This is a genomic window from Nonomuraea sp. NPDC004186 (assembly GCF_053603495.1).
In genome coordinates, this window is sequence record NZ_JBSGFQ010000016.1 from 137,039 (window position 1) to 157,763 (window position 20,725).

Sequence of the window (20,725 nt, forward strand, 5' to 3'; positions counted from 1 at the left end):
TGCTGGGCGGCCATCGTGGATGTGACACGTGTAGAGTCGGCGCTTGACCTGGTCAGCGGCCGGAAGGCTTGAAGGAGCAAAGCCATGAAGAAGAGCCTGGCCCTGGTGAGCCTCCTGGCCGTGCTGGCGGCCGGGTGCGGATCCGGAGGAGGCGGGGGCGGGGGAGATTCGGCGTCGACGACGCTGCGGTTCGTCGGGCCCGAAGATCCCAAGACGTTCCAGCCGGTCATCGACGGGTTCCAGGCCAAGAACCCCGGCGTGAAGGTCGCGTACACGCAGATCCCCTTCGACCAGCTCAACAGCACTCTGCAGCAGCGGCTGGCCGCCAAGGACGACACGATCGACGTCTACACCGTCGACCAGCCGCGCGTCGCGGCGCTGGCCACCCGGGGGTTCCTGGTCGATCTGAGCGACTGGAAGGACCGGGTCAAGCAGGCGGCCCTGCCCGCCCAGTACGAGGTCAACGAGCACAACGGCAAGCTCTGGTCCGTCCCCATCTGGACCTCCGACCAGTTCCTCTTCTACAACAAGACCCTGCTGAAGAAGGCTGGGATCACCCCGCCGCCGAGCGACCCCGCCAAGCGCTGGACGTGGGAGCAGACGATCGAGGCGGGCAAGAAGGCGCAGGCCGAGGGTGGCGCCCAGTGGGCGTTCATCCCCGAGCAGATCGAGCAGTACTACCAGCTGCAGAGCCTGGCCGAGTCGCTCGGCGGCGGCTCCGGGATCACCGGGCCCGACATGCTGACGCCCGACCTGACCACCGACGGCTGGGTGAAGGCGATGACGTGGTACCGCGACCTGTTCGCGAACAAGCTGGCGCCGCGCGGGGTCGGCTCGTTCCAGACCTCGCCGCTGTTCAGCGAGGGCAAGGTGGCCTTCTTCGCGGGCGGCCCGTGGGACGTGGGCGTCTTCTCGGCGGCCAAGGACCTCGACTGGGGCGTGGCGCCGTACCCCTACTTCAAGGGCGGCAAGCAGGTGACGCCGACCGGCTCGTGGTCCTGGGGCATCAACCCGGCTTCGGAGAACCAGCCGCTCGCGCGCAAGTTCCTCGAGTACGCCTCGCTCGACCCCGAGGGCAACCTGCTGACCACGAAGGCCACCACGATCATCCCGTCGAACCGGGCCGCCTTCGAGAAGTACGTCCCCACCCTCGACGCGCTGGGCGGTGACAAGAGCAAGGGGGTCGGCGAGATCCTCACGTACGACGCCGACAACACGGCGGTCGCGCGGCCCAGGTCGGTGGGGTACATCCAGTTCGAGGACATCATGACCAAGGCGTTCGCCGACATCCGGAACGGCGCCGATCCCAAGACCCGGCTCGAACAGGCCACGCAGGAGGTCAAGACGGCCTGGGCCCAGCTGCGATGACGGACGCGTCGGACAGGCACCTGTCCTCTGGAGGCGGAGGCGGAGGCGGAGGCGTGGCGGGTATGTCGGGCGCGCCGGATGGGCGGCTGTCGTCCGGCGGCGAAGGCGTGGCGGGCGGGCGGCCGTCATCCGGAGGCGGAGGCGGAGGCAAGGACGAAGGCGTGGCGGGCGGGCGGCTGTCGTCCGGAGGTGGAGGCAAAGGCGGAGGCGTGGCGGGCGGGTGGCCGTCGTCTCGGCGTAAGCGGAGCGGCCGGGTGGTCGGGCGGCCGGTGCTGGTGTCGCTGGCGTTCCTGGCGCCCGCCCTGGTCGCGCTCCTCGTCCTCCGGCTGATCCCCGCCGTCATGGCGTTCGCCAGCAGCCTGAGCCACACCAGCCTGGTCACCGGCGAGACCACGTTCGTCGGCCTGGGCAACTACGCCACGCTCTTCGCCGACCCGACGTTCCTCCAGAGCGTCCGCGTCACGCTCGTGTTCAGCCTGATCGTCAACCCGCTGCAGATCGCCGCCGCCCTGGCCCTCGCGGTCCTGTTCACCCGCCGCTTCGCGGGCGTCCGGTTCCTGCGGGTGCTGGTGATCCTGCCGATCGCGGTGCCCCCGGCGGTCTCGGCGGCGATCTGGAGCGTCGCGTACCGGCCGGACGGCCTGCTCAACTCGGTGCTGAGCGTGCTGGGCATCCCGCCGCAGCCGTTCCTCACCTCGCCGGGCCAGGCCCTGTGGTCGCTGATCGTGCTGCTGTCGTGGATCGGCGTCGGCTACTGGATGATGTTCCTCATCGCCGGGCTCCAGGACATCCCCACCTCCCTGTACGAGGCCGCCGCGATCGACGGCGCGTCGGCCTGGGCGCGCTTCTGGCACGTCACGCTGCCGCTGCTGCGCAGGCCGCTCGCGTTCGTGCTGGTGGCGGACACGGTCTCGAACTTCCTCGTCTTCGCTCCCGTACAGATGCTGACCAACGGCGGCCCGCAGGGCTCCACCAACGTCACCATGTTCGACATCTTCACCCGCGCCTACTCCGTGGGCGACCTGAACCTCGCCCAGGCCGAGGTGATGCTGCTCGTGCTGCTCGTCCTGGCCGTGGTGATCGTGCAGTTCCGGCTGCTCCGGGGGAGGGACTGACCGTGTCCAGACGTCTGTACGCCCTGCTGGGCACGATCGTCGGCCTGGCCTTCGCGCTGCCCCTGCTCTGGGCCCTGTCCAGCTCGTTGCGCGGCGGCTCGGAGATCTTCCGCCACATCTCGCGGCTGTCGTGGGAGACGCTCGTACCGGCCGTTCCCACCCTCGGCAACTACGCGAGCCTGGTCACCGGCGACTTCGGCCGCGCGATACTCAACTCCCTGCTCGTGGCGCTGGCCACCGTGGCCGTGGGCCTGCTGATCTCGGCTGCGGCCGCGTTCGGGCTGTCGGCGGTGCGGTTCAGGGGCCAGGGGGCGCTGTTCGCGATCGTGGTGCTCAGCTTCCTCATCCCCTTCGACGCGATCGCGATCCCGCTCGCCACGCTGTTCCGCGACTGGGACCTGACGAACACGTACGCCGGGCTCATCCTCCCGGGCCTGGGCCACGGCCTGGCCATCTTCCTGCTGCGCCAGTTCTTCCTGGCCATCCCCAAGGACCTGGTGGAGGCGGCGCGCATCGACGGGCTCGGCTGGTTCGGCGTGTTCGCCAGGATCTACCTGCCGCTCTCACGTCCCGCCCTGGTGAGCGCGGGCCTGACGCTGTTCATCTTCCAGTGGCAGTCGTACGTCTGGCCGCTGCTCATCGGCACCGACGCCGAGCACCAGCTCGGCCCGATCGCCTTGGCGAACATGCGTGGCCAGTTCACCATCGACTACGGGCAACTGTTCGCGGGCTCGATCGTGCTGACGGTCATCCCGCTGCTGATCATCCTGCGCTTCCAGCGTCACTTCACGCAGTCCATCGCCACCACAGGTCTCAAATAACCTCCGAGAACAACCTCCGAGAAGGGTCTCCATGAGTTCTTCGACCATGCGCGTCATCTTCGACACCGACATCGGCTCCGACGTGGACGACGCGCTGGCGCTCGCCGTCCTGCTCGGCTCGCCGGAGGTGGACCTGGTCGGCTGCACGACCGTCTACGGTGACACGTTGCTGCGGGCGCGCCTGGCCAAGCGGCTGGTACGTCTCGCGGACCGGTCCCTGACCGTCATCCCGGGGGCGGCCAAGACCCTTACGGACCGGCCCGTCTGGTGGGCGGGTCACGAGGGCAGGCTCTTCACCGACCTGGAGACCGAGGCGGTCGACTCCGGGGACGCGGCGGCGTACCTGGTGGACCAGGTGAGCCGCGCGCCCGGCCAGGTGGACGTCGTGGCGGTCGGGCCCCTCACCAACCTCGCCAACGCCCTGACGGCGTCGCCGTCGTTCGCCCGGGACGTCCGGCACCTGTGGATCATGGGCGGCCGCTTCAACGACCCCGAGCCGGAGCACAACCTGCGCTGTGACCCGGAGGCGGCGGCCATCGTCTTCGGCTCGGGGGTGCCGATCACGGTGACCGGCCTGGAGATCACCACCACGGTCCGGATGGACGCCGCCGACGTGGCCGCCGTCGCGGGGGCCGGGGCGCTGGGGGAGGCGCTGAAGGCGGAGATCGAGCAGTGGTGGCGGTTCTGGAACGAGGAGTGGAACAGCCCGCACGACCCGATCACGGTGCTGAGCATGCTGGCGCCGGACCTGTTCGCCTTCAGCCCGGAGGGCCGGGTGGAGGTGGGGGCGGACGGCTCCAGCACGTTCGTGCCCGGGGGCGGCCGTACCCGGGTCACCGTCTCGGGCTCGCCGGAGCCCATCGCCCAGGAGATCGTCCGCCGCATCGTGGCCGCCGCCGCGAAGGCATGATCATCATGACAGCCGGCAGGCCGTCTCCTGCGAGTACGCGTACTGAGGCTCCTCGGCGACCGCGTCGCGGCCCTGGTACTTCCACTGGCACACCGCCGTCGCGGTGATGGGTTTGTTCGTCATGCCGAAGCACGACAGCGAACTCCAGTTTCCGGCGGCCATGCTGTAGCCCTGCGCTTTGCAGTATTCATGGGCGTCGTTGAAGGTGATCGAGCCCTGGGAGGGCGCCGGCGGGCTGCTCGGGGGCGGCGTGGTTCTGGTCGGCCTGGTCGTGGGCTTGCGGGTCGGCTTCTTGGTCGGCTTCTGGGTGGGCTCGACGACCGGGGCTTTCGTACGCGACGCCCTGCGGGTCGGGCTCGACGTGCCGCGCGGGACGGCGCTCGTACTGGGCACGGCCTCGGCCGCCGACGACCGCTCGATCTCCGCCGGGGCGGGTGTGTCCTGCGTGGTCGGCGTTTCAGGCGCGCTGGAGGAAGGCAGGGCCACGGGCACCGATGCCACCGCGGTCGCCGCGGTCGTCCCGGTCGCCTTGCTGCCGGACGCGGCGGGCACGAGCGCGAAGTAGCCGGCTGCCGCGGCGGCGACGAGCAGGGTCGCGCCCGCCGTACCCATGACCAGGCCGCGCCTGCGGCCGTCCGCCTTCTGAACGGCGACGGCCGGGCGTCCCGGCCGGCGGCTCACCGGAACGGTGTTCCAGAGCGGGGACGGCAGAGCGCGCAGGCGTTCGATCACCTGAGCGGCGGTGGGCCGCCGGGCCGGGACCTTGGACAGGCATTCCTCCAGCAGCGCCCGCACTGCCCCGTCCAGCCCGCCGAGGTCCGGCTCGCCGTGCAGGATCGTGTGCAGGACGGCGGGGATCGACTCGCCGGTGAAGGCGTGCTGCCCGGTGGCCGCGTAGACCATGGTCGCGCCCCAGGCGAACAGGTCGCTCGCGGGCCCGATGTCGCCGCCGGAGATCTGTTCGGGCGCCATGTAGGCGGGGCTGCCGATGGCCTGGCTGCTGACGACCGACTGGCTGAGGTCCAGCGCCCGGGCGATGCCGAAGTCGATGACGACCGGCCCCTCGGGCCCGAGCAGCACGTTGCCGGGCTTGAAGTCGCGGTGCACCACGCCGGCCTCGTGGATGGCCATCAGGGCGGTCGCGGTGTTGATCGCCAGCCGCTGCAGGGCGGCCGCCCCGCGCGGCCCGTTGTCGCGTACGGCGTCATGCAGCGACGGCCCGTCCACGAACTCGCTGACGATGTACGGCCTGCCCCCGAGAAACCCGCAGTCGAGGATCTGGGCCGTGCAGAAGGGCGCCACCCGCCTGGCGGTCTCCACCTCGTGCAGGAACCGCTTCTGCTCCCGGTGGTCGGCCATCAGGTGCGGGTGCAGGAGCTTGACCGCCACCGGGCCGCCGTCGCCGCCGCGCCCCAGGTAGACGGTGCCCTGCCCGCCTACCCCAAGCCGCCCTTCCAGGCGGTGGGACCCCACCGTCCTGGGATCCTCGGCCAACAGGGCCAACACTTCGGCCACCAAGCCTCCAGCCCGTCAGTGGGCCAAGATCGTATCAGAGCACCGCCAAGGTCAGTTAAGTGACAAGTCAGACACGCAGCGCAAAATTTGTTCCAGGCGCGAGGCCAGGGTTGCCCATGATTCGGTACAAGGTCCAGATATGCCCGTTGACCAGGCATATCGTCCGGGTCATCGGCGCCCGTCCTGGGCATATGTTGGTTATATCGGCTCTTGGTCGCGTACGGTGACCTACTCGCTGGAGCCGATGCGAGGCATCGATGACCATTGCCACGTTGCGCGCCTCGGCGCAGACGTACGCCGGCGGTCTGCCCGCTGAGGTGACCAGTTTCATCGGGCGTCGGCACGAAGTAGCGGCGATCAAGCGCTTGCTCTCCGAGGCCCGGATGGTCACCCTCACCGGTCCGGGCGGCGTCGGCAAGACCCGGCTGGCCCTGCGCGTCGCCACCGACCTGCGGCGGGCCTTCCCCGACGGGGTCTGGCTGGTCGAACTCGCCGAACTGGACAACCCGGCACTGCTGCCCCAGGCCACGATCGCCGCGCTGAAGATCCAGAGTCACACCGCCCGGCCGCCCCTCCAGGTGCTCACCGAGCACCTGTGCGCGCGGCGGGCGCTGGTCGTCCTGGACAACTGCGAGCACGTCCTCGACGAGTCCACCGTGATGGCCCAGGCGCTGCTGCGTTGCGCCCCGGACCTGCGCATCCTGGCCACCAGCCGGCAGCCGCTGGGAGCCGTCGGCGAGCAGGCGTTCCCCGTGCCGACGTTGCCGCTGCCGGGCTGCGACTCCCAGCCTGACACGGCGTCCGCCATGTCCGACGCGGTACGGCTCTTCGCCGAGCGAGCCACGGCCGTGCTGCCCGATTTCACCGTCACGAGCGAGAACCAGGACATGATCGAGCAGATCTGCCGTCGCCTGGACGGTCTGCCGCTCGGCATCGAGCTCGCCGTCGTACGGCTGCGCGTGCTCTCGCTCCACCAACTGCTCGACCGGCTGGACGATCTGTTCGGGCTGCTCAACACGGGGCCGAGCGCCACGGTGTCCCGCCACCGGACGCTCCGCGCCCTGATCGACTGGAGTCACGGGCTCTGCACCGAGCACGAACGCCGGCTGTGGGCGAGCCTGTCGGTGTTCACCGGCAGCCTGGATCTGGAGGGGGTCGAAGCGGTCTGCGCCGGGGCCGGCATCGCCCATGACGAGATCCTCGATCTGATGATCGGCCTGGTGGAGAAGTCCGTCCTGATCCGCGAGGAACATCCGTACGGAGTGCGATTCCGGCTGCTGGACACGATCCGGCAGTACGGGCGCGAGCGCCTCGTGGCCTCCGGGCAGGAGCAGGAGCTGAAACGCCGGTATCGCGACTACTACCGGCGGCTCTCGCGTGAGGCGCAGGCGCAGCTGTTCGGCCCGGCGCAGGCGCGGCTGCTGACCCGGCTGCGCGTCGAGCACCCCAACCTGCGCACCGCCCTGGAGTACTGCCAGGCCGAGCGCGCCGGGCTCTGCATCGACATGGCGAGCGACCTGCTCGACCACTGGATCACCAGCAGTCACCTGGGCGAAGGCCGCGACTGGCTCGAACAGGGACTCGCGCAGCCCGCCGCCCGGTCCGAGGTCAGGGCCCGGGCGCTGTGGGCATGCGGCTCGCTCGCCATCATCCAGGGCGATCAGGCCTCGGCCGTCGGGTTGCTGGCCAAGAGCAGGACGCTCGGCGAGAAACTCGGGCTGGAACCGGTGCTCGGCTACGTCGCGCTCTACTCCGGAATGGTCGCCATGCACGCGGGAGACACCGAGTCGGCCGTCAAGTCCTTCGAGGAGGCGGTGACCCATCATCGCGCCGGTGGAGACCCGGCGGGCCAGGTCCAGGCGCTGACCTGGCTCTGCCTGGCGCACTCGTTCCTCGGCAGTTCGGACAGCGCCGTCGCCGCCGCCGAGGAGGGCATCGCCATCTGCGACGCCCACGGCGAGAGCTGGCACCGGGCGTACACGATGACGGCGCTCGGCATCGAACGCTGGCGCCAGGGCGACGTGCGGGGCGCGACCGCCTTGGAGCAGGAGAGCCTGCGCGTCTTCCACGCTCTGGACGACTCGGTCGGGGTCGGGCTCACGATCGAGGTGCTGGCCTGGATCGCCGCCGCGCAGGAGGAGTACCCGCGGGCCGGCGCGTTGCTGGGCGTTCTGCGCAACGTCTGGGAGGCGATCGGCACGCCCCTGCTGGGATTCGGCCACCTCGTCCGGTACCACGATGAATGCGAGGACCGTACCCGCCGGGCTCTTGGCGAACCGGCCTTCCAGACGGCCGTCAAGCGCGGGACCAGGCGCTCCGCCGACCAGGCGCTCGCGTACGCCCTCATGGAGGAGGCGCCCTCGCGCGGCCCGTCCGGTGAGGAGGACCAGTACACGCCGCTCACCCCGCGGGAGACCGAGATCGCCCAGCTCATCGCCCGGGGGATGCGGAACAAGGAGATCGCGGCGGCGCTGGTGATCGCTCAGCGCACCGTCGAGGGCCACATCGAGCACATTCTGTGCAAACTCGGCTTCAACTCCAGGACCCAGATCGTCGGCTGGGTCGCGGAGCAGGCCCGCCGCACCGGCGAGAGGCCGCCCGGCGGCGAGTGATCATGTCCGTGAAAGACACGATCTGGAGCGCTCCGGACGCCGAGGAGGCGGCGGCGGACCGGCGGCAGGCGGACGCTCCCGGCTTCGTCGGACGACGGCACGAGATCGCCCAGGTCAGGCGGCTCCTGGCCAAGACCCGCCTGCTGACCCTGACCGGCGTGGGCGGGGTCGGCAAGACCCGGCTGGCGCGCCGCGTCAGCGAGATCCTGCCCCGGAGGTACCGGGAGGGCGTCCGGCTGGTGGAGCTGGCCACCATCGACGACGAGGACCTGCTGGCCCCGGCCGTGGCCGCCTCCTTGGGCATCCACGACCGCACGCCGGACCTCGAGGCCCAGCTGATCGAGCACCTGGCGGACAAACAGCTGCTGCTGGTGCTGGACAACTGCGAGCATCTGCTCGGCGCGTGCGCCCGGCTGGTGGAGCAACTGCTGTACGGCACCTCGCGGCTGCAGATCCTGGCCACCAGCCGGCAGTCGCTCGGAGTGTACGGCGAGCGGGTGCTGCCGGTGCCGTCCCTGCCGATCCCGCGGCCCGGCGACCGTACCCGCGACATCGCCCGGCGCGACGCCGTGCGCCTCTTCACGGAGCGGGCGGCGACGATCCGGCCGGGCTTCCACGTCGACGCGGCCAACGCCCGGGCCGTCGCCCGGCTGGCCCGGCGCCTGGACGGGATCCCGCTGGCCATCGAGCTGGCGGCGGTACGGCTGCGGACGACCTCCGTGGAAGACCTCGTGAACGAGCTCGACGAGCGCCTGGACGCGGCGGCCCTGCCGGCTGGAGAGGTCGGCCCCGGCAGGCTGGCACGCCACCAGACCCTGCGGGCGACCATGGAGTGGAGCTTCGGGCTGTGCTCGCCCGGCGAGCGGCGGCTGTGGGAACGGCTGTCGATGTTCCCGGGGGGAGTGGACGTCGAGACCGCCGAAGCGGTCTGCCCCGGGCAGGGCCTGGCCCGCGAGGACGTGCTGGATCTGATGATGGGGCTGGTGGACAAGTCCATCCTGGGCGTCGCGGAGCCGCACGGCGCCGGGGCCCGTCACCGCATGCTGGAGACCATCCGCGCGTACGGCCGCGAACAGCTGCCCCCCGCGCACGCGGAGGCGCTGCGCGAGCGGTACATCGAGCACTATCGCCAACTGGTCGAGCAGGTGCGCGTGGACCGGGTGGAGCCGGGCCAGATCGATCGCATGCGGAAGCTGGAGCCGGAGCTGCCCAACGTACGCGTCGCGCTCGACCTCTGCTTCGGCCGGCCCGGCGACGCCGCCGCCGGTCTGGAGATCGCCGCCGAGCTGTGGGCCAACTGGCTCGTCGCCGGTGGTCTCAGCGAAGGCCGGTACTGGCTGAAGCGCGGCCTCGCGCTCGTACCCGGATCGAGCGTCGCCAGGGCGATGGGCCTGTGGGCCGACGGGCTGCTCGCCCACTACCAGGGCGATGCGGCGGCGGCCGACGCGCGGGAGTGCCTGGCGCTCGCGCGTCAGTTGAGGGACGAGAGGGCACTCGCGTTCGCCGTCCAGCTCTCCGGCGTGGCGGCGTTGTCGGAGGGTGACGCCGAGGGCGGGCTCGCGCTACTGGAGGAGGCCCGTGCCCGGCACTGGGCGAGAGGCGACGTCCACGCGGTGGGGGTCACCCTGTATGTCGCCGGCCTCTTCGCCGCCACGATGCGCCCGGACCGGGCCGCCGAGTACGGCGAGGAACTCGTGACGTTGTGCGAGAGGCGTAACGCTACGCTCTTCCGCGCGTACGCATTGTATGCGGTCGGCATGGCCCGCTGGGAGCAGGGCGACTTGCAGCAGACCGAGGCCAGGATGCGGGAGGTGGCCGCGTTCTGGGGCGCCGCGGACGACCGGTGGGGCCTTCCGCAGTCCCTGGAGGTGCTGGCCTGGACGGCCGCGGCACGTGGCCGGTACGAGCGGGCCGCCCGGCTGCTGGGAGCCGCCCACGTCCTGTGGGAGGCGGTGGCCGCCTCTCCGGCGCGGATGCGGTACCAGGCGAGATCGCACCAGGAGTGCGCCGAGCGGGCCCGCCGGGAGCTGGGGGCTCAGGCGTTCACGGCGGCCTTCCGGGACGGTACGCGGCTCGGGCTCTCCCGGGCGATCGCGTACGCACTGGAAGAGCCGTGACAAGCCGCTGCCCGCGGCCTGCGTGATCAACGGCTGGGGGATCAGCGGTGCAGGCGGGGCTCGGGGCAGCCGCAGGAGCCGCGGGTGACCAGCGTGGCGGAGAAGATCTTGGTCACCGGCTCCACACCCTCCGACTCGATGGCGCCGACCAGCGTCTCCGTGGCGTGGCGGGCCATCTCGTCTATCGGCTGGCTGATCGTCGAAAGCCCGGGCACCGTGTACGCCGCCTCCCGAGCCCCGTCGAACCCCACCACCGCCACGTCCCCGGGCACCCGCAGCCCGAGATCGGCGGCGGCCCGCATCGCGCCGATGGCCTGGCCGTCGATGGAGGCGAACAGGGCCGTGGGACGCGAGGGCGACGACAGCAACCGGAGCGCGGCCTCGTAACCACCCTCCAAACTCAACTCGCCTTCCTCGACCAGCCCTGCCTCCTTGGCGAGCTCGACCCCCTCGACGGACCCTGCCCCCTTGGCAAGCTTCCCCTCCTCGACCAGCCCCGCCTCTGACCCGGCAGCGGCCTCGGCCTCCTGGAGCGCGCGGCGCCAGCCCGCGGCCCTGAGCCGCACGGGGGTGATGTCCAGCGGGCCGCCGACGAAGCCGATGCGGCGATGGCCGTGCTCCAGGAGATGTCGGGTGGCCTGATAGCCGCCCTCCTCGTCGTCCACCGCGAGCCGGGAGAAGAACGGCGGCGCCGCGTGGTCGATGGTGACCACCGGAACGCGTCCCCGCATCTCCTCGGCCTGATCGGCCGAGACCGGCACCCGCATCAGCACCAGCCCGTCGACCTGCCGCTCCAGGAACCCCCTGACATAGCCCTCCGCCCGCGCCGGATCCTCGGCGGAGTTGCCGAACAGCACCGAGTAGCCCCGCTGCCAGGCCACCTCCTCGCAGGCCCGGGTGAACTGGCCGAAGAACGGGCTCTTCCCGCCGGCACTGTCGGAGGCGATCACCCCGATGGTCCACGAGCGTCGCGAGCGCAACGACCTGGCCACCGCGTTGGGGCGGTAACCGAGCTGCTTGATGGCGTCCAGCACACGCTGCCGGGCCGCCGCCGAGACCGGCCGGGGCCCGTTGTTGATCACGTAGCTGACCACGGCGGGCGAGGTGCCCGCCAGCCGCGCCACGTCGTTGCGCGTCACCACTCGCGTCTCACTCCGGCATTCACGAACCCAGCTTATGGGCCGGAACACCCCATACAGGTCCCCCGTGACTCACGAGACTCATGGGTCCCCGGTGGTGCAGGCCTCGGCTTACGAGGAGCCGTGCAGGACCGCCTGGCTGAGCGCGTGTTCCGCGTCCAAAGATTCCAGAATAGGGAGCCTCGCCGAGCAACGAGGAGCGTCCCGCTGGTGTTAGCTGGATGAGTGCATGAGGCAGAGGACTCGCCGGTGGTGCGGGAACTGCGCGCCTTCACCGAGTGGGTCGGCGCGGGCCGGAAACTGACCGCCACCGGCCAGATCACTCTGGCCGACGCCAGGACCCTGGTGGACCTGTTGGACACCGGTGACGTGGTCGACCCGGACATCGGTGGGAGGGTGTTCAAGACCACGTCCAGCGCCGAGCTCTCCGGGTTGCAGAGGGTCTTCCTGTGGGCCAGGGCCGCCGGCCTGGTGCGGGTGGTCAAAGGACGGCTGGTCCCGGTGAAGAAGGCCACCCCGACGCTCGCTCGCCCGGCCGCGCTGTGGCAGGCGGCGTTCGAGGCGTTCCCACGGCTGGCGGAGGCCGTGTGCCCAGCCGGGTGGTGGACCTCGCCGTTGCACGAGGAGTTCGCGCCCGTCGTGCGTACCGTGCTGACCCGGTTGTACGGTGGGTCCGCGCCGCTGACGGAGCTGTACGAGCTGTCCTGGGAACGGGCGTCGGCACCGTTCCTCATCGAGAAGCCGGAACGCGCCCGGAAAACCAACGACCGGGACACCGAACGGATGCTGAGCGCGCTGGCGCACCTGGGAGCGATCGAGCTGACGAACGGGGAAGCCGCGCTGACCCCGCTCGGCCAGGAGGAGATACGGCGCACGCTGGGGGAGGCCGCTCCGGGGGAACCGGTGTACGAACTCAAGGTCACGCTGCTGGACACCGAAGACCCGGTGGTGTGGCGGCGGCTACGGGTGTCAGCCGGGATCTCGCTGGCGCGCCTGCACTGCATCCTGGCCCTGGCCATGGGATGGGAGGGCCATCACCTGCACGTCTTCACCATCGGAGAGCGGCGCTACGGCCGGCCCTCGCTCGAATGGGACGACGGCCTGCTGGACGAGACGACGACCACCCTGGCCGAGGTGGTGGGCGGCGCGGGCGCGCGGATCAGCTGGGAGTACGACTTCGGCGACAGCTGGGAGCACGAGATCGTCTTCGAGCGGGCGGTGGCGGCCGAGGAGGGTGTCCGGTATCCGGCGGTCGTGGCAGGAGAAGGCGCCTGCCCGCCGGAGGACTGTGGCGGGACGTGGGGGTACCGCGAGTTCCGGGCCGCTCTGGCCGATCCCCGTCATGAGGAGCACGAGCACCTGGTGCGATGGGCGGGGTTGACCAGCGCCGCGGAGTTCGATCCGAGGCGTTTCGATCTGGTGGCGGTCCGGCGAGCGGTGCTGAACATCGCTTGATACCCGCTCCACCTGGTCACCAAGAAGGCGAGGGTCGGTGCGCAACAGATGAGCCGGTTACCGCCACCAGGGTCCGTCGTCATTCACGGAGGATGACGACGGACCCTCTGCCGGGCTTGGTGATGGAGGACGCCTACGCCCTGCGTGACTCGAAGAATCCGGACGCCGCTACCAGATCGGGTGCCCCTTGAGGACCGGCTGGAGACGGCCCTCGACCTGCTGTCCGGGGGTGTGGACGTGCAGTGGGGCGAATCGGTGCAGGGTGGCCGGTTCGCCACGATCGGCGTGATCTGCTGCCCGAACCGGTAGGTCGCCCACCTCTGCCCGACCCCCTCAGGGAGACCACCGCGTTGAGCGACGTCCCATCACCCGGACATCACAATCGGCCTTGGAGATCGACATCACGATCGAGGAATTCACGGCCCGCACGTGAAGCCGCTGAGAGAGGGGCACGGGGCCATCGAATGGTCCGGCCCGACAGCCAGATGCAAGTCCGTCAGGGTCCGCGGCCACACGTGCGAATGCCTGCCGATGGTGTACGAGCTCTGCGTGGCCGGTTGCCTCGGCCATATCCGCCGAACGGAGAGGTCGTCCAAGGAAGACCGGGTCAGCGAGAGCCCTTGGCTTCGGGAGGCGGAGGTGAAGCACCTGTGGCGCAACCTCCTTGAGGGGGACGCACTAGCGTTCCCACAGGTGAACGAGCGGGGCGGCGTTCTGGAGAAGAGATAGGCCCGATAGTGCGCCTTATCATGCTCGGCCGCTCAATGATGGCCGCCGATAACGGCTGGCTATGACCTGACTCCGTACGGTGGCGACTGTGTCACCGTACGAGGTTGTGGCAGGTGACACGGCAGGGTTGGAGGAGGCCCTGGCGCGGGTGGTGCGACTGGCCGGCGATCACCTCGGCGCGCTCGACTCCAGCATGCGTTACATGGCGGCCCACGCCTGGGTCGGCGGCGGCGCCGCTCCCTTCACCCGAGCCATGGGTGACCAGCGGGCCCGGCTGCAGCGTGCCTTCGAGACCGCGGCCGCGCAGATCGCCGACCGCATCCGCGCCCTCGGCGGGCACGCTGCCCCGCCGTCGCTGTCCACCCCGCTCCCCGCCACTCCATCTACGCGCGGCGGCTACGCCGGGATGAACGTGGAGGCGATGACCCGCATGGTGGCGGATCTGGAGCGGGCTGGGCACGAACTCTCCGCCGCGGGAGGTGTTCTCTCGGCGGCGCTGGGCTCCGCGGGCGTCAGCGCCGCGCCCGCCCAGCAGGTCGGGGACGTGGGCGCCTGGGCCGCCGGCGAGGTCGCCGACCTGCGCAGACGGCTGACCGTGCTCCAGCAGCGCCCCGACAGAGAGGCGGCCACCGCGGCCGTGCTCGGCTTCGGGCTGTTCGGCGGGTCCGCCCCCGCCCCGGGCGCTATCGGCGACGTGATGGCCGCCGCCGCAGCCGGCGACACCTCGGCGCTGGAGAAGCTGGTGGCGGCCCAGAACACCGGCAAGGACCTCACCCTCGCCGCCCGGGTCAGCGCCTGGTGGCAGATGCTCGACCCGGCCGCCCAACGGCGGCTCATCGACGCCGCGCCGCAACTGGTCGGCTCGCTCAACGGCGTGCCCGCCGCCACCCGCGACAGCGCGAACCGCGCCTATCTCGCCATGCGCAAGGAGGCCATCGCCAAGCGGCTGGCGGAGCGCCGGGCCCTGGACGAGTCCCTGGCGAAGGGGATCATCATGGCGGACGCGTGGCGGAGGATGACCACGCACCGTGAGATCGAGGAGCTGGAGAAGCAGCAGCGGCAGATCGAAGCCGTCACCAAGAGCCTGGCCCTGGGCGGGGTCAACGGCCGCCCGCCCGCGCTCCTGCTCGCCCTCGAACTGGGCGGGCTCGGCAAGGCCGCCATCTCCTTCGGCGACCCCGACAAGGCCGACTCGGTGGTCACCTCCGTGCCGGGCACGGGCAGCACCCTGGAGGGGATCGGCGCCGACGTGGCCCGCGCCGGAACCCTCTGGGACCAGGCGAGCCGTTCGGCCCCCCACGCGAAGACCGCTTCGATTCTCTGGCTCGGCTACACGGCCCCGCAACTCGACGCCGGGATCCTCCGGGCGGACACCTCCGTCGCCTCACCCCATCTCGCCCAGGCCGGAGCCGGCCCGCTGGCCAGCTTCCTGGACGGCCTGCACGCCACCCACCAGGCGGCCGGCACCCCACGGTTCACCGTCCTGGGCCACAGCTACGGCAGCGTGGTAACCGGCATCGCCGCCCAGACGCGGAAGGGGACGTTCGCCGATCAGCTCATCCTCGTGGGCAGCCCGGGGACGATGGCGATGCGGGCGGGCGATCTGGGAGTCAAACAGGTGTGGGTAGGGGAGTCCCCGCAGGACCCGGTGGCCGACCTGGGGCACTTTCCGTTGAGCGGCGGGCGGCACCCCATCTCGGGCGTCCTGCAACCCGCCCTCCCGAACGGCCCGGGGCCCTTCGGCACCGACCCCAGCAACATCGCCTTCGGCGCCCAGCGTTTCGTTGTCAGCCCTACGCCAGTTTCGGGCTTCCTGGCTTTTACTGGGTATGACATCGGGACACACTCCGGTTACTGGAACGATGAGTCGGTCTCGCTGAGGAACATGGGATTCATCATCGCTGGTCGATATGACCAGGTGACGAAGCTGCCGACGCCGAAGCAGGTGCCGACTCCGACACCCTTGCCGACACCCTTGCCGACACCGTCGCCACCTCCGGCACATCCTTCTCCTGAGCTCGTGTCCCCGCCGTCGCCCAGTCCGCAGCCGTCGCCGACCCCGCCAGGAGACTAGATGTTCCGCTCCGTCAGGTTGATCATCGCAGCCGCGGTTCTCGTCGCAGGATGCGCGCCCGGTGGAGCTCTAGGAGGAGCGATGAACGCATCGGCCGACAAGCCGACGATCACCAAGGCACAGGCACTGGCCCGCATTGAGCAGCTCATCAACGGGACCGTCGCCATCATGCATCCCAAGCCCGAACTGGAGCTGCACCAGCCCAGTCTTAACGACAGCCTATGCCTCGACCCGGTCGACGGAGGCTCCGAAGATCGGCTCATCATCAATCGCACGTACTACCTGCGCGGGCTGCCCAAGGACTCGCTCAAGAAGGTGATCGTCGAGGTGAAGGCGTACTGGCAAAGCCAAGGCCACTACATCGAGGCCCAGTCCGACAACGGCCTGCAACTCTACGGGCGCTCCCGCCCCGACGACTTCTTCATCACCATCGGTTGGACGGAAGGCGACGTGCTTTCCCTGAGCTCCACCTCTACCTGCCTGTGGCCCAACGGCACCCCCGAGCCCTCGTCCACGCCCTGAACTCAGCAGAACTTTTCCGTTGGGCGATGGGTGATGGAAGAGGCGTCAGGCTGCGCAGCGAGCGATGACATCGAGAGACCCACCTCGCCACGCTCGATTTTGAGAAACCCTGGCAACACTCACATCCATGATCGCCGCAAAGTCCTCCTGCCCCAAGCCGCGTTCTTTCCGCGCTTCGGCCGGCGGGATGTTCTCCCTGTACCACCGCTCCCAGTTGCCTGCCTTGTCACCGCCCAGGGCGTGTTCAAAAGAGCGGCCCCGCCTGAGCCTCGGCAGCCTCAGACGGGGCTGTTTTGCCGTCCTGTGATCGGTTCGCTAGTTGGTCACTTCGGGTGGGAGCCCGCCGAGCCTGTGCAGCAGCTCGGACTGGATGGTGGCGAAGCGGTCGTTCATATGGCGGCGAAGGCCGGCGAGTTCGTCACCGAGGGCCGCGAGGTCCTGTCTCATCTCGGCCCGGATGTCGGCGAGTTCCGCCAGCACCAGGGCAATGCTGATCGTCTTGGAGCTGTCGTCTCCGGGCTGCCTGTTCTCCTCGAGCGCCCGGATACGCGTTAGCAAAGCGAGGATCTGTGCCTCTATGTTCACCGCATTCCTGCCTTTGCGAAGGTGGGAAGGGCAATCCCGCACCAGTGCGCGGGTGCAAGGTCTGACGGCGAGCACAGTGCCACACTGTTGGAGTTCGTGCAGGTCATCGCCCCCGTGCTTGGGTGTGGTTGTTTCTCCCGGCGTCCGGCGTGTTTCTCCCGCGGGATGTGAATAGGTGTCGGCGGCTCGGGCGCGAAAGGGGGCCGTTCTGGCGAAATGGGAGCAGGGCGGAGGTGAGTTCGGATGCTCATGGTTCGGAGTTCGGACGCAGGCGGGCCTCGACGTACGGGACGAGCCGGACCGGGCCGAGGAGGCCGTAGGGCTGGCGGGTCAGGCCGCCGTAGACCGCCGGGTCCGTCACCCTGAGCCGGTTGCCGAGGGGTGTGGCCACTTCCACCTGTAGTGTGCGGACGCCCCGTCCCAGGTCCACGACCGGGTTGAGCTGGTTCACGGGGTTCAGGAGACGGCCGTCGGCGAGGATGCGGCAGGTGTCGGTGACCGCGCCGAGCTCCAGGTACGCCCCGCCCTCCAGCCGCACATCGGTGGTGTAGACGCCGATGCCGGATGTGTCGGCCAGTTCGGGGATGTCCGACCAGGGGGTGAGTTGGTCGAGGGTGAGCCGGTGCGTGGTCGTGCCCTCCGGACGCCGGTCCTCGACCTCCAGCCGCCACGACGACAGGGGCACCGGCTCGGGCACCGGGCCGATCGTCGTGGTGACGGTGCGGCCGTCGGAGAGCGTGATGGTGTAGGTCCCGGCGCGGGAGGCGCGCACGACCAGTGTGCCCAGGTCGTACCTCACCAGGTCGGCGTCCGTGGCCACGGCGTGAGGTCCCTGCACCGGGGCGGTCCCGAAGAGGCCGGGGCGGCCGATGGCCAGCACCGTCGACTCGCCCGGGCGCAGCTTCACCCGTAGCCGTATCCCGTCGGTGTCGGCCGTGTAGAGCGCCAGGCGCTCGGCGCGGCCGGTCCACGGGTTCAGGAGGTACGGGACGCCGTCGCGGGCCGTGCGCGCCAGCGTGACGTCGTGGTCGATGGGTGCCACCGGTGGCTTCGGGTTCTCGGTGTGCTTGCCGTTGCAGAGGTAGTAGTAGTCCACGTCGCCGGCCACCCGGCGGGCTGCGAGGAGGGTGGATGCGGTGGCGTACCGGATGTCGGGACGCACGCCGAGGGTGGCGAGCGCGACCGGGATCTCCGACTGGTCCGCGACCAGCCGGACGGACGGCTCGGCCAGCAGGTCGGTCAGAACCGCTCGAAGCCGCTCGTTCTCCCCCTCCGCGGCCACCCCCGGCACCGAGGCGGACCGCCACGCGCCGAGGAGTACGACGGGCAGCCCGGCCCGCGCGTACGACAGCAGCCGCCGCGCCACCGCGACCGTCATCGTGCACTCGGAGGCGTAGAAGCGGTCGCCCTCCACGAACAGCGCCTTGTAGGCGGGCCCGGAAGGCGCCAGCCGGCGGCCCGAGACGCGGGCGGACGGCAGGTCGAGCAGGGGCGCGCTGATGAACTGGTGGGTCCACCCGGTGGGGACGCCGCTCGCGGTGAACCAGCCGGCGCCGATGCCGGTCTTGGTGTAGCCGGTCTGCCGCAGCACCGCCACGTCAGCACGTGGCGCACCTTCTCGCATGATCTGGTGGATTCTCGCGAAATATCCGGAAATATCGCTGATATGCCGCCAGGTGGGCTGGCGCGGACCCCACGACTCGGCATAGCCGACCGTCCCCGAGTAGGGGGTGAAGGCGGCGAACCCGGGCCAGGCCGCACCCGGCGCCGTGGCGTAGGAGAAACCGTGCAGGACGGTCTGGTTGAGCCCCGCCGCGTACGCGCCCCCCACCGTGCGCAGCAGCTTCGTCCAGGTCGTCGTGTACGCCCCGCCCGCGTACGCCCCCGCCTCGCACGACAGCACCTCGCGCCCCGCCAGGTCCCGGCCCCCGGCCAGGCAGCGGTAGTCGTCGAGGTTCTTGAAGCCGAGCGACTCACCCTCGGCCACGTCGAGGATGGCCGCGGCGGCGATGGCGTCGGTCTGCAGCCCGTACGGCTGCGCCCGCAGCTCCAGGCCGATCGAATGCGCCCAGTCGCGCAGCATCCCGAAGTGGTGCTCGTTGAACAGCTCGGAGACCGTGTCCCAGTAGTCCTTGCGGGCATGCCTGGTCAGCACGGCGTCGTACGCGAAGACCGGATCCTCCTCCGCCAGTACCACCACCGGCAGGAACGGCGCCAGCGAGTACCCCCGCCGCCGCTCGAACTCCGCGAGCAGCCCCGGCGTCCACGGCAGCGCGTCGCTCTCGATCTCGATGGAGTCCTCGAACAGCGCACCGCCCGCCCGCTTCAGCAGCCTCCGCACGGCGGGCGTGAGCAGCGTGGACTCCCAGTAGTCGATCACCGCCCGGGTGCCCGCCCGGCTGAAGTGGTCCACCACGTACGCCTCGGGCACGGTGTGCGGGCCGGACTCGGGACGCTGGCCCGAGCCCCGCTCCCAGTACGCGATCAGCACCCACTCGCCCTCGGCGGGCGCCGTCCAGTCGACGCGCCCGTCGCTCACGGGCACCCGAACCACGGAGGCGGGGTCGAGGCCGGTCTCCTTGCGGGTGGAGTTCGCGGGGTCGAGCCGGGCCGCCTGGACCAGCAGCAGCGTACGCGCGGGATGCCCGGCGACGGCGGGCGGCGGCACCTCACCCGCGTACGTGGCGCCCCCGGCCACGGCGACCGAGCCGTGCGCCAGCTCCTTGACCGCGGCCGGATGCTCGGGAGTGATCGTGGGGACGGCGGCCGGCCAGGACGGGCCGATGGTGAGGTCGATGATCAGGCCGCGCCGGGCCGCCTGGTCGAGCGCGGCCTCGACGGCGGCGTTCCAGGCGGGGGTGCCCCAGCCGTGCCGGGCCGGGTCCAGCACGGACTTGTCGCGGATGCTGTGGTGCACCGCCGCGATCTCCGCCCCGCCGAACCCGGCGTCCGCGAGCACGTCCACCTCCCGCCGGATCTCGGCGGGATCGACGTGGGCGTCGGGCCACCACCAGCGCACCATCGGCCGCACGGCCCGGCGCGGCCGCGCGAACCAGCCCGCCCCGGGAGGACCGGCGATGGAGGCGGGCGAGCCTGAGGCGAAGGCGGAGGTGGGCGAGCCGGAGGCGAGGGTGACGGCGAGGGTCGCGGTGAAGAGGAAGCCACGGCGCGAGAGGTCGTCCATCAGAGTCTCCCGAGGTAACCGTCGTCTTCAGGCGACGGGGGAATCGGGAGCGGGAGGGCCGTCAAGGCCCGAGCGTGCCTTGACCTGTCAGGTCCGCGGGTCACAGATTTCCTTCCGGGTTTGTCGGTGCCGGCCGATATCGTGGTGGTCTCGTTACCGAGCGTGTGGGGTGGGTGTGCGCAGGTCGTTCAAGTTCCTGCTGCGCCCCACCAGCAAGCAGGCCGCCGCGCTCGCACAGTGTCTGGAAGACCACCGGGAGCTGTACAACGCGGTTCTCGAACACCGCCGTACGGCCTACCGCAAAGCCGGGGTGACGGTGCGCTATGGCGAGCAGTCGGCGGAGCTGAAGCACATCCGCGCCGACGACCCCGGCGGTCAGGGCCGGTGGTCGTTCTCCTCCCAGCAGGCCACCCTCCGCAGGCTGGACAAGGCGTACCGGGCGTTCTTCGACCGTGTCGAAGCAGGCCGCACGCCAGGGTTGCCGCGTTTCAAGGGGCGGGGCTGGTTCGACACGGTCGAGTGGCCCAAGGACGGCGACGGCTGCCGGTGGGACTCCCAGCCCTGCCACCCGGCCGCGAC

The 20,725-nt window shown here is 70.6% G+C and carries 15 protein-coding genes; 11 read left to right on the forward strand and 4 right to left on the reverse strand.

The genetic code is table 11. The annotated features are described in order from the left end of the window. Positions 1-84 precede the first annotated feature (84 nt). The 4 genes from ACWEPL_RS16090 to ACWEPL_RS16105 all read left to right on the forward strand — a co-directional run bounded on the left by ACWEPL_RS16090 (position 85) and on the right by ACWEPL_RS16105 (position 4,214). Positions 85-1,368: an ABC transporter substrate-binding protein gene (locus tag ACWEPL_RS16090; RefSeq protein WP_452436579.1), complete on the forward strand. Its 1,284-nt coding sequence runs from the start codon at positions 85-87 to the stop codon at positions 1,366-1,368. 62 nt (positions 1,369-1,430) lie between these two features. Further along, on the forward strand, positions 1,431-2,483 hold the full coding sequence (locus ACWEPL_RS16095; protein ID WP_452436590.1) for a carbohydrate ABC transporter permease: 1,053 nt from the start codon (positions 1,431-1,433) through the stop codon (positions 2,481-2,483). A 2-nt stretch (positions 2,484-2,485) separates the two neighbouring features. Next, the gene (locus ACWEPL_RS16100; RefSeq protein WP_452436580.1) at positions 2,486-3,304 is read left to right on the forward strand and encodes a carbohydrate ABC transporter permease; all 819 of its coding nucleotides are present in this window, start codon (positions 2,486-2,488) and stop codon (positions 3,302-3,304) included. Between the two features lie 31 nt (positions 3,305-3,335). Further along, on the forward strand, positions 3,336-4,214 hold the full coding sequence (locus ACWEPL_RS16105; RefSeq protein ID WP_452436581.1) for a nucleoside hydrolase: 879 nt from the start codon (positions 3,336-3,338) through the stop codon (positions 4,212-4,214). A gap of 3 nt (positions 4,215-4,217) precedes the next feature. Here ACWEPL_RS16105 and ACWEPL_RS16110 read toward each other — a convergent pair whose 3' ends face one another. Further along, on the reverse strand, positions 4,218-5,729 hold the full coding sequence (locus ACWEPL_RS16110; protein ID WP_363966716.1) for a serine/threonine-protein kinase: 1,512 nt from the start codon (positions 5,727-5,729) through the stop codon (positions 4,218-4,220). Between the two features lie 257 nt (positions 5,730-5,986). On the opposite strand from ACWEPL_RS16110, the gene ACWEPL_RS16115 reads away from it, so the two are divergent. Both ACWEPL_RS16115 and ACWEPL_RS16120 read left to right on the forward strand, forming a co-directional pair. Then, on the forward strand, positions 5,987-8,341 hold the full coding sequence (locus ACWEPL_RS16115; protein WP_363966714.1) for an ATP-binding protein: 2,355 nt from the start codon (positions 5,987-5,989) through the stop codon (positions 8,339-8,341). A gap of 2 nt (positions 8,342-8,343) precedes the next feature. Further along, positions 8,344-10,458 (forward strand): ATP-binding protein, encoded by a 2,115-nt coding sequence (locus ACWEPL_RS16120; protein ID WP_452436582.1) that lies wholly within the window; start codon positions 8,344-8,346, stop codon positions 10,456-10,458. Between the two features lie 41 nt (positions 10,459-10,499). Here ACWEPL_RS16120 and ACWEPL_RS16125 read toward each other — a convergent pair whose 3' ends face one another. Then, positions 10,500-11,597, reverse strand: coding sequence for a LacI family DNA-binding transcriptional regulator (locus ACWEPL_RS16125; RefSeq protein WP_452436583.1), 1,098 nt, complete (start codon positions 11,595-11,597; stop codon positions 10,500-10,502). A gap of 225 nt (positions 11,598-11,822) precedes the next feature. Here ACWEPL_RS16125 and ACWEPL_RS16130 point away from each other — a divergent pair, with 225 nt between their 5' ends. The 4 genes from ACWEPL_RS16130 (at position 11,823) to ACWEPL_RS16145 (ending at position 16,377) form a co-directional block, all read left to right on the forward strand. Beyond that, positions 11,823-13,052, forward strand: coding sequence for a plasmid pRiA4b ORF-3 family protein (locus ACWEPL_RS16130; RefSeq protein WP_452436584.1), 1,230 nt, complete (start codon positions 11,823-11,825; stop codon positions 13,050-13,052). 144 nt (positions 13,053-13,196) lie between these two features. Continuing rightward, positions 13,197-13,361: a hypothetical protein gene (locus ACWEPL_RS16135; protein ID WP_452436585.1), complete on the forward strand. Its 165-nt coding sequence runs from the start codon at positions 13,197-13,199 to the stop codon at positions 13,359-13,361. Positions 13,362-13,869: 508 nt separating this feature from the next. Further along, positions 13,870-15,855, forward strand: a complete 1,986-nt coding sequence (locus tag ACWEPL_RS16140; protein WP_452436586.1) for an alpha/beta hydrolase — start codon at positions 13,870-13,872, stop codon at positions 15,853-15,855. 81 nt (positions 15,856-15,936) lie between these two features. Next, complete coding sequence (locus ACWEPL_RS16145; protein WP_363966703.1) at positions 15,937-16,377, forward strand: hypothetical protein; 441 nt, start codon at positions 15,937-15,939, stop codon at positions 16,375-16,377. Between the two features lie 315 nt (positions 16,378-16,692). Here ACWEPL_RS16145 and ACWEPL_RS16150 read toward each other — a convergent pair whose 3' ends face one another. Continuing rightward, on the reverse strand, positions 16,693-16,962 hold the full coding sequence (locus ACWEPL_RS16150; RefSeq protein WP_452436587.1) for a hypothetical protein: 270 nt from the start codon (positions 16,960-16,962) through the stop codon (positions 16,693-16,695). 247 nt (positions 16,963-17,209) lie between these two features. After that, positions 17,210-20,146 carry a glycosyl hydrolase gene (locus ACWEPL_RS16155; protein ID WP_452436588.1) on the reverse strand — a complete coding sequence of 979 codons (2,937 nt, stop codon included), beginning with the start codon at positions 20,144-20,146 and terminating at the stop codon, positions 17,210-17,212. A gap of 175 nt (positions 20,147-20,321) precedes the next feature. Here ACWEPL_RS16155 and ACWEPL_RS16160 point away from each other — a divergent pair. Continuing rightward, the coding region (locus ACWEPL_RS16160) for a helix-turn-helix domain-containing protein (protein WP_452436589.1) at positions 20,322-20,725 on the forward strand (404 nt) is incomplete at its 3' end.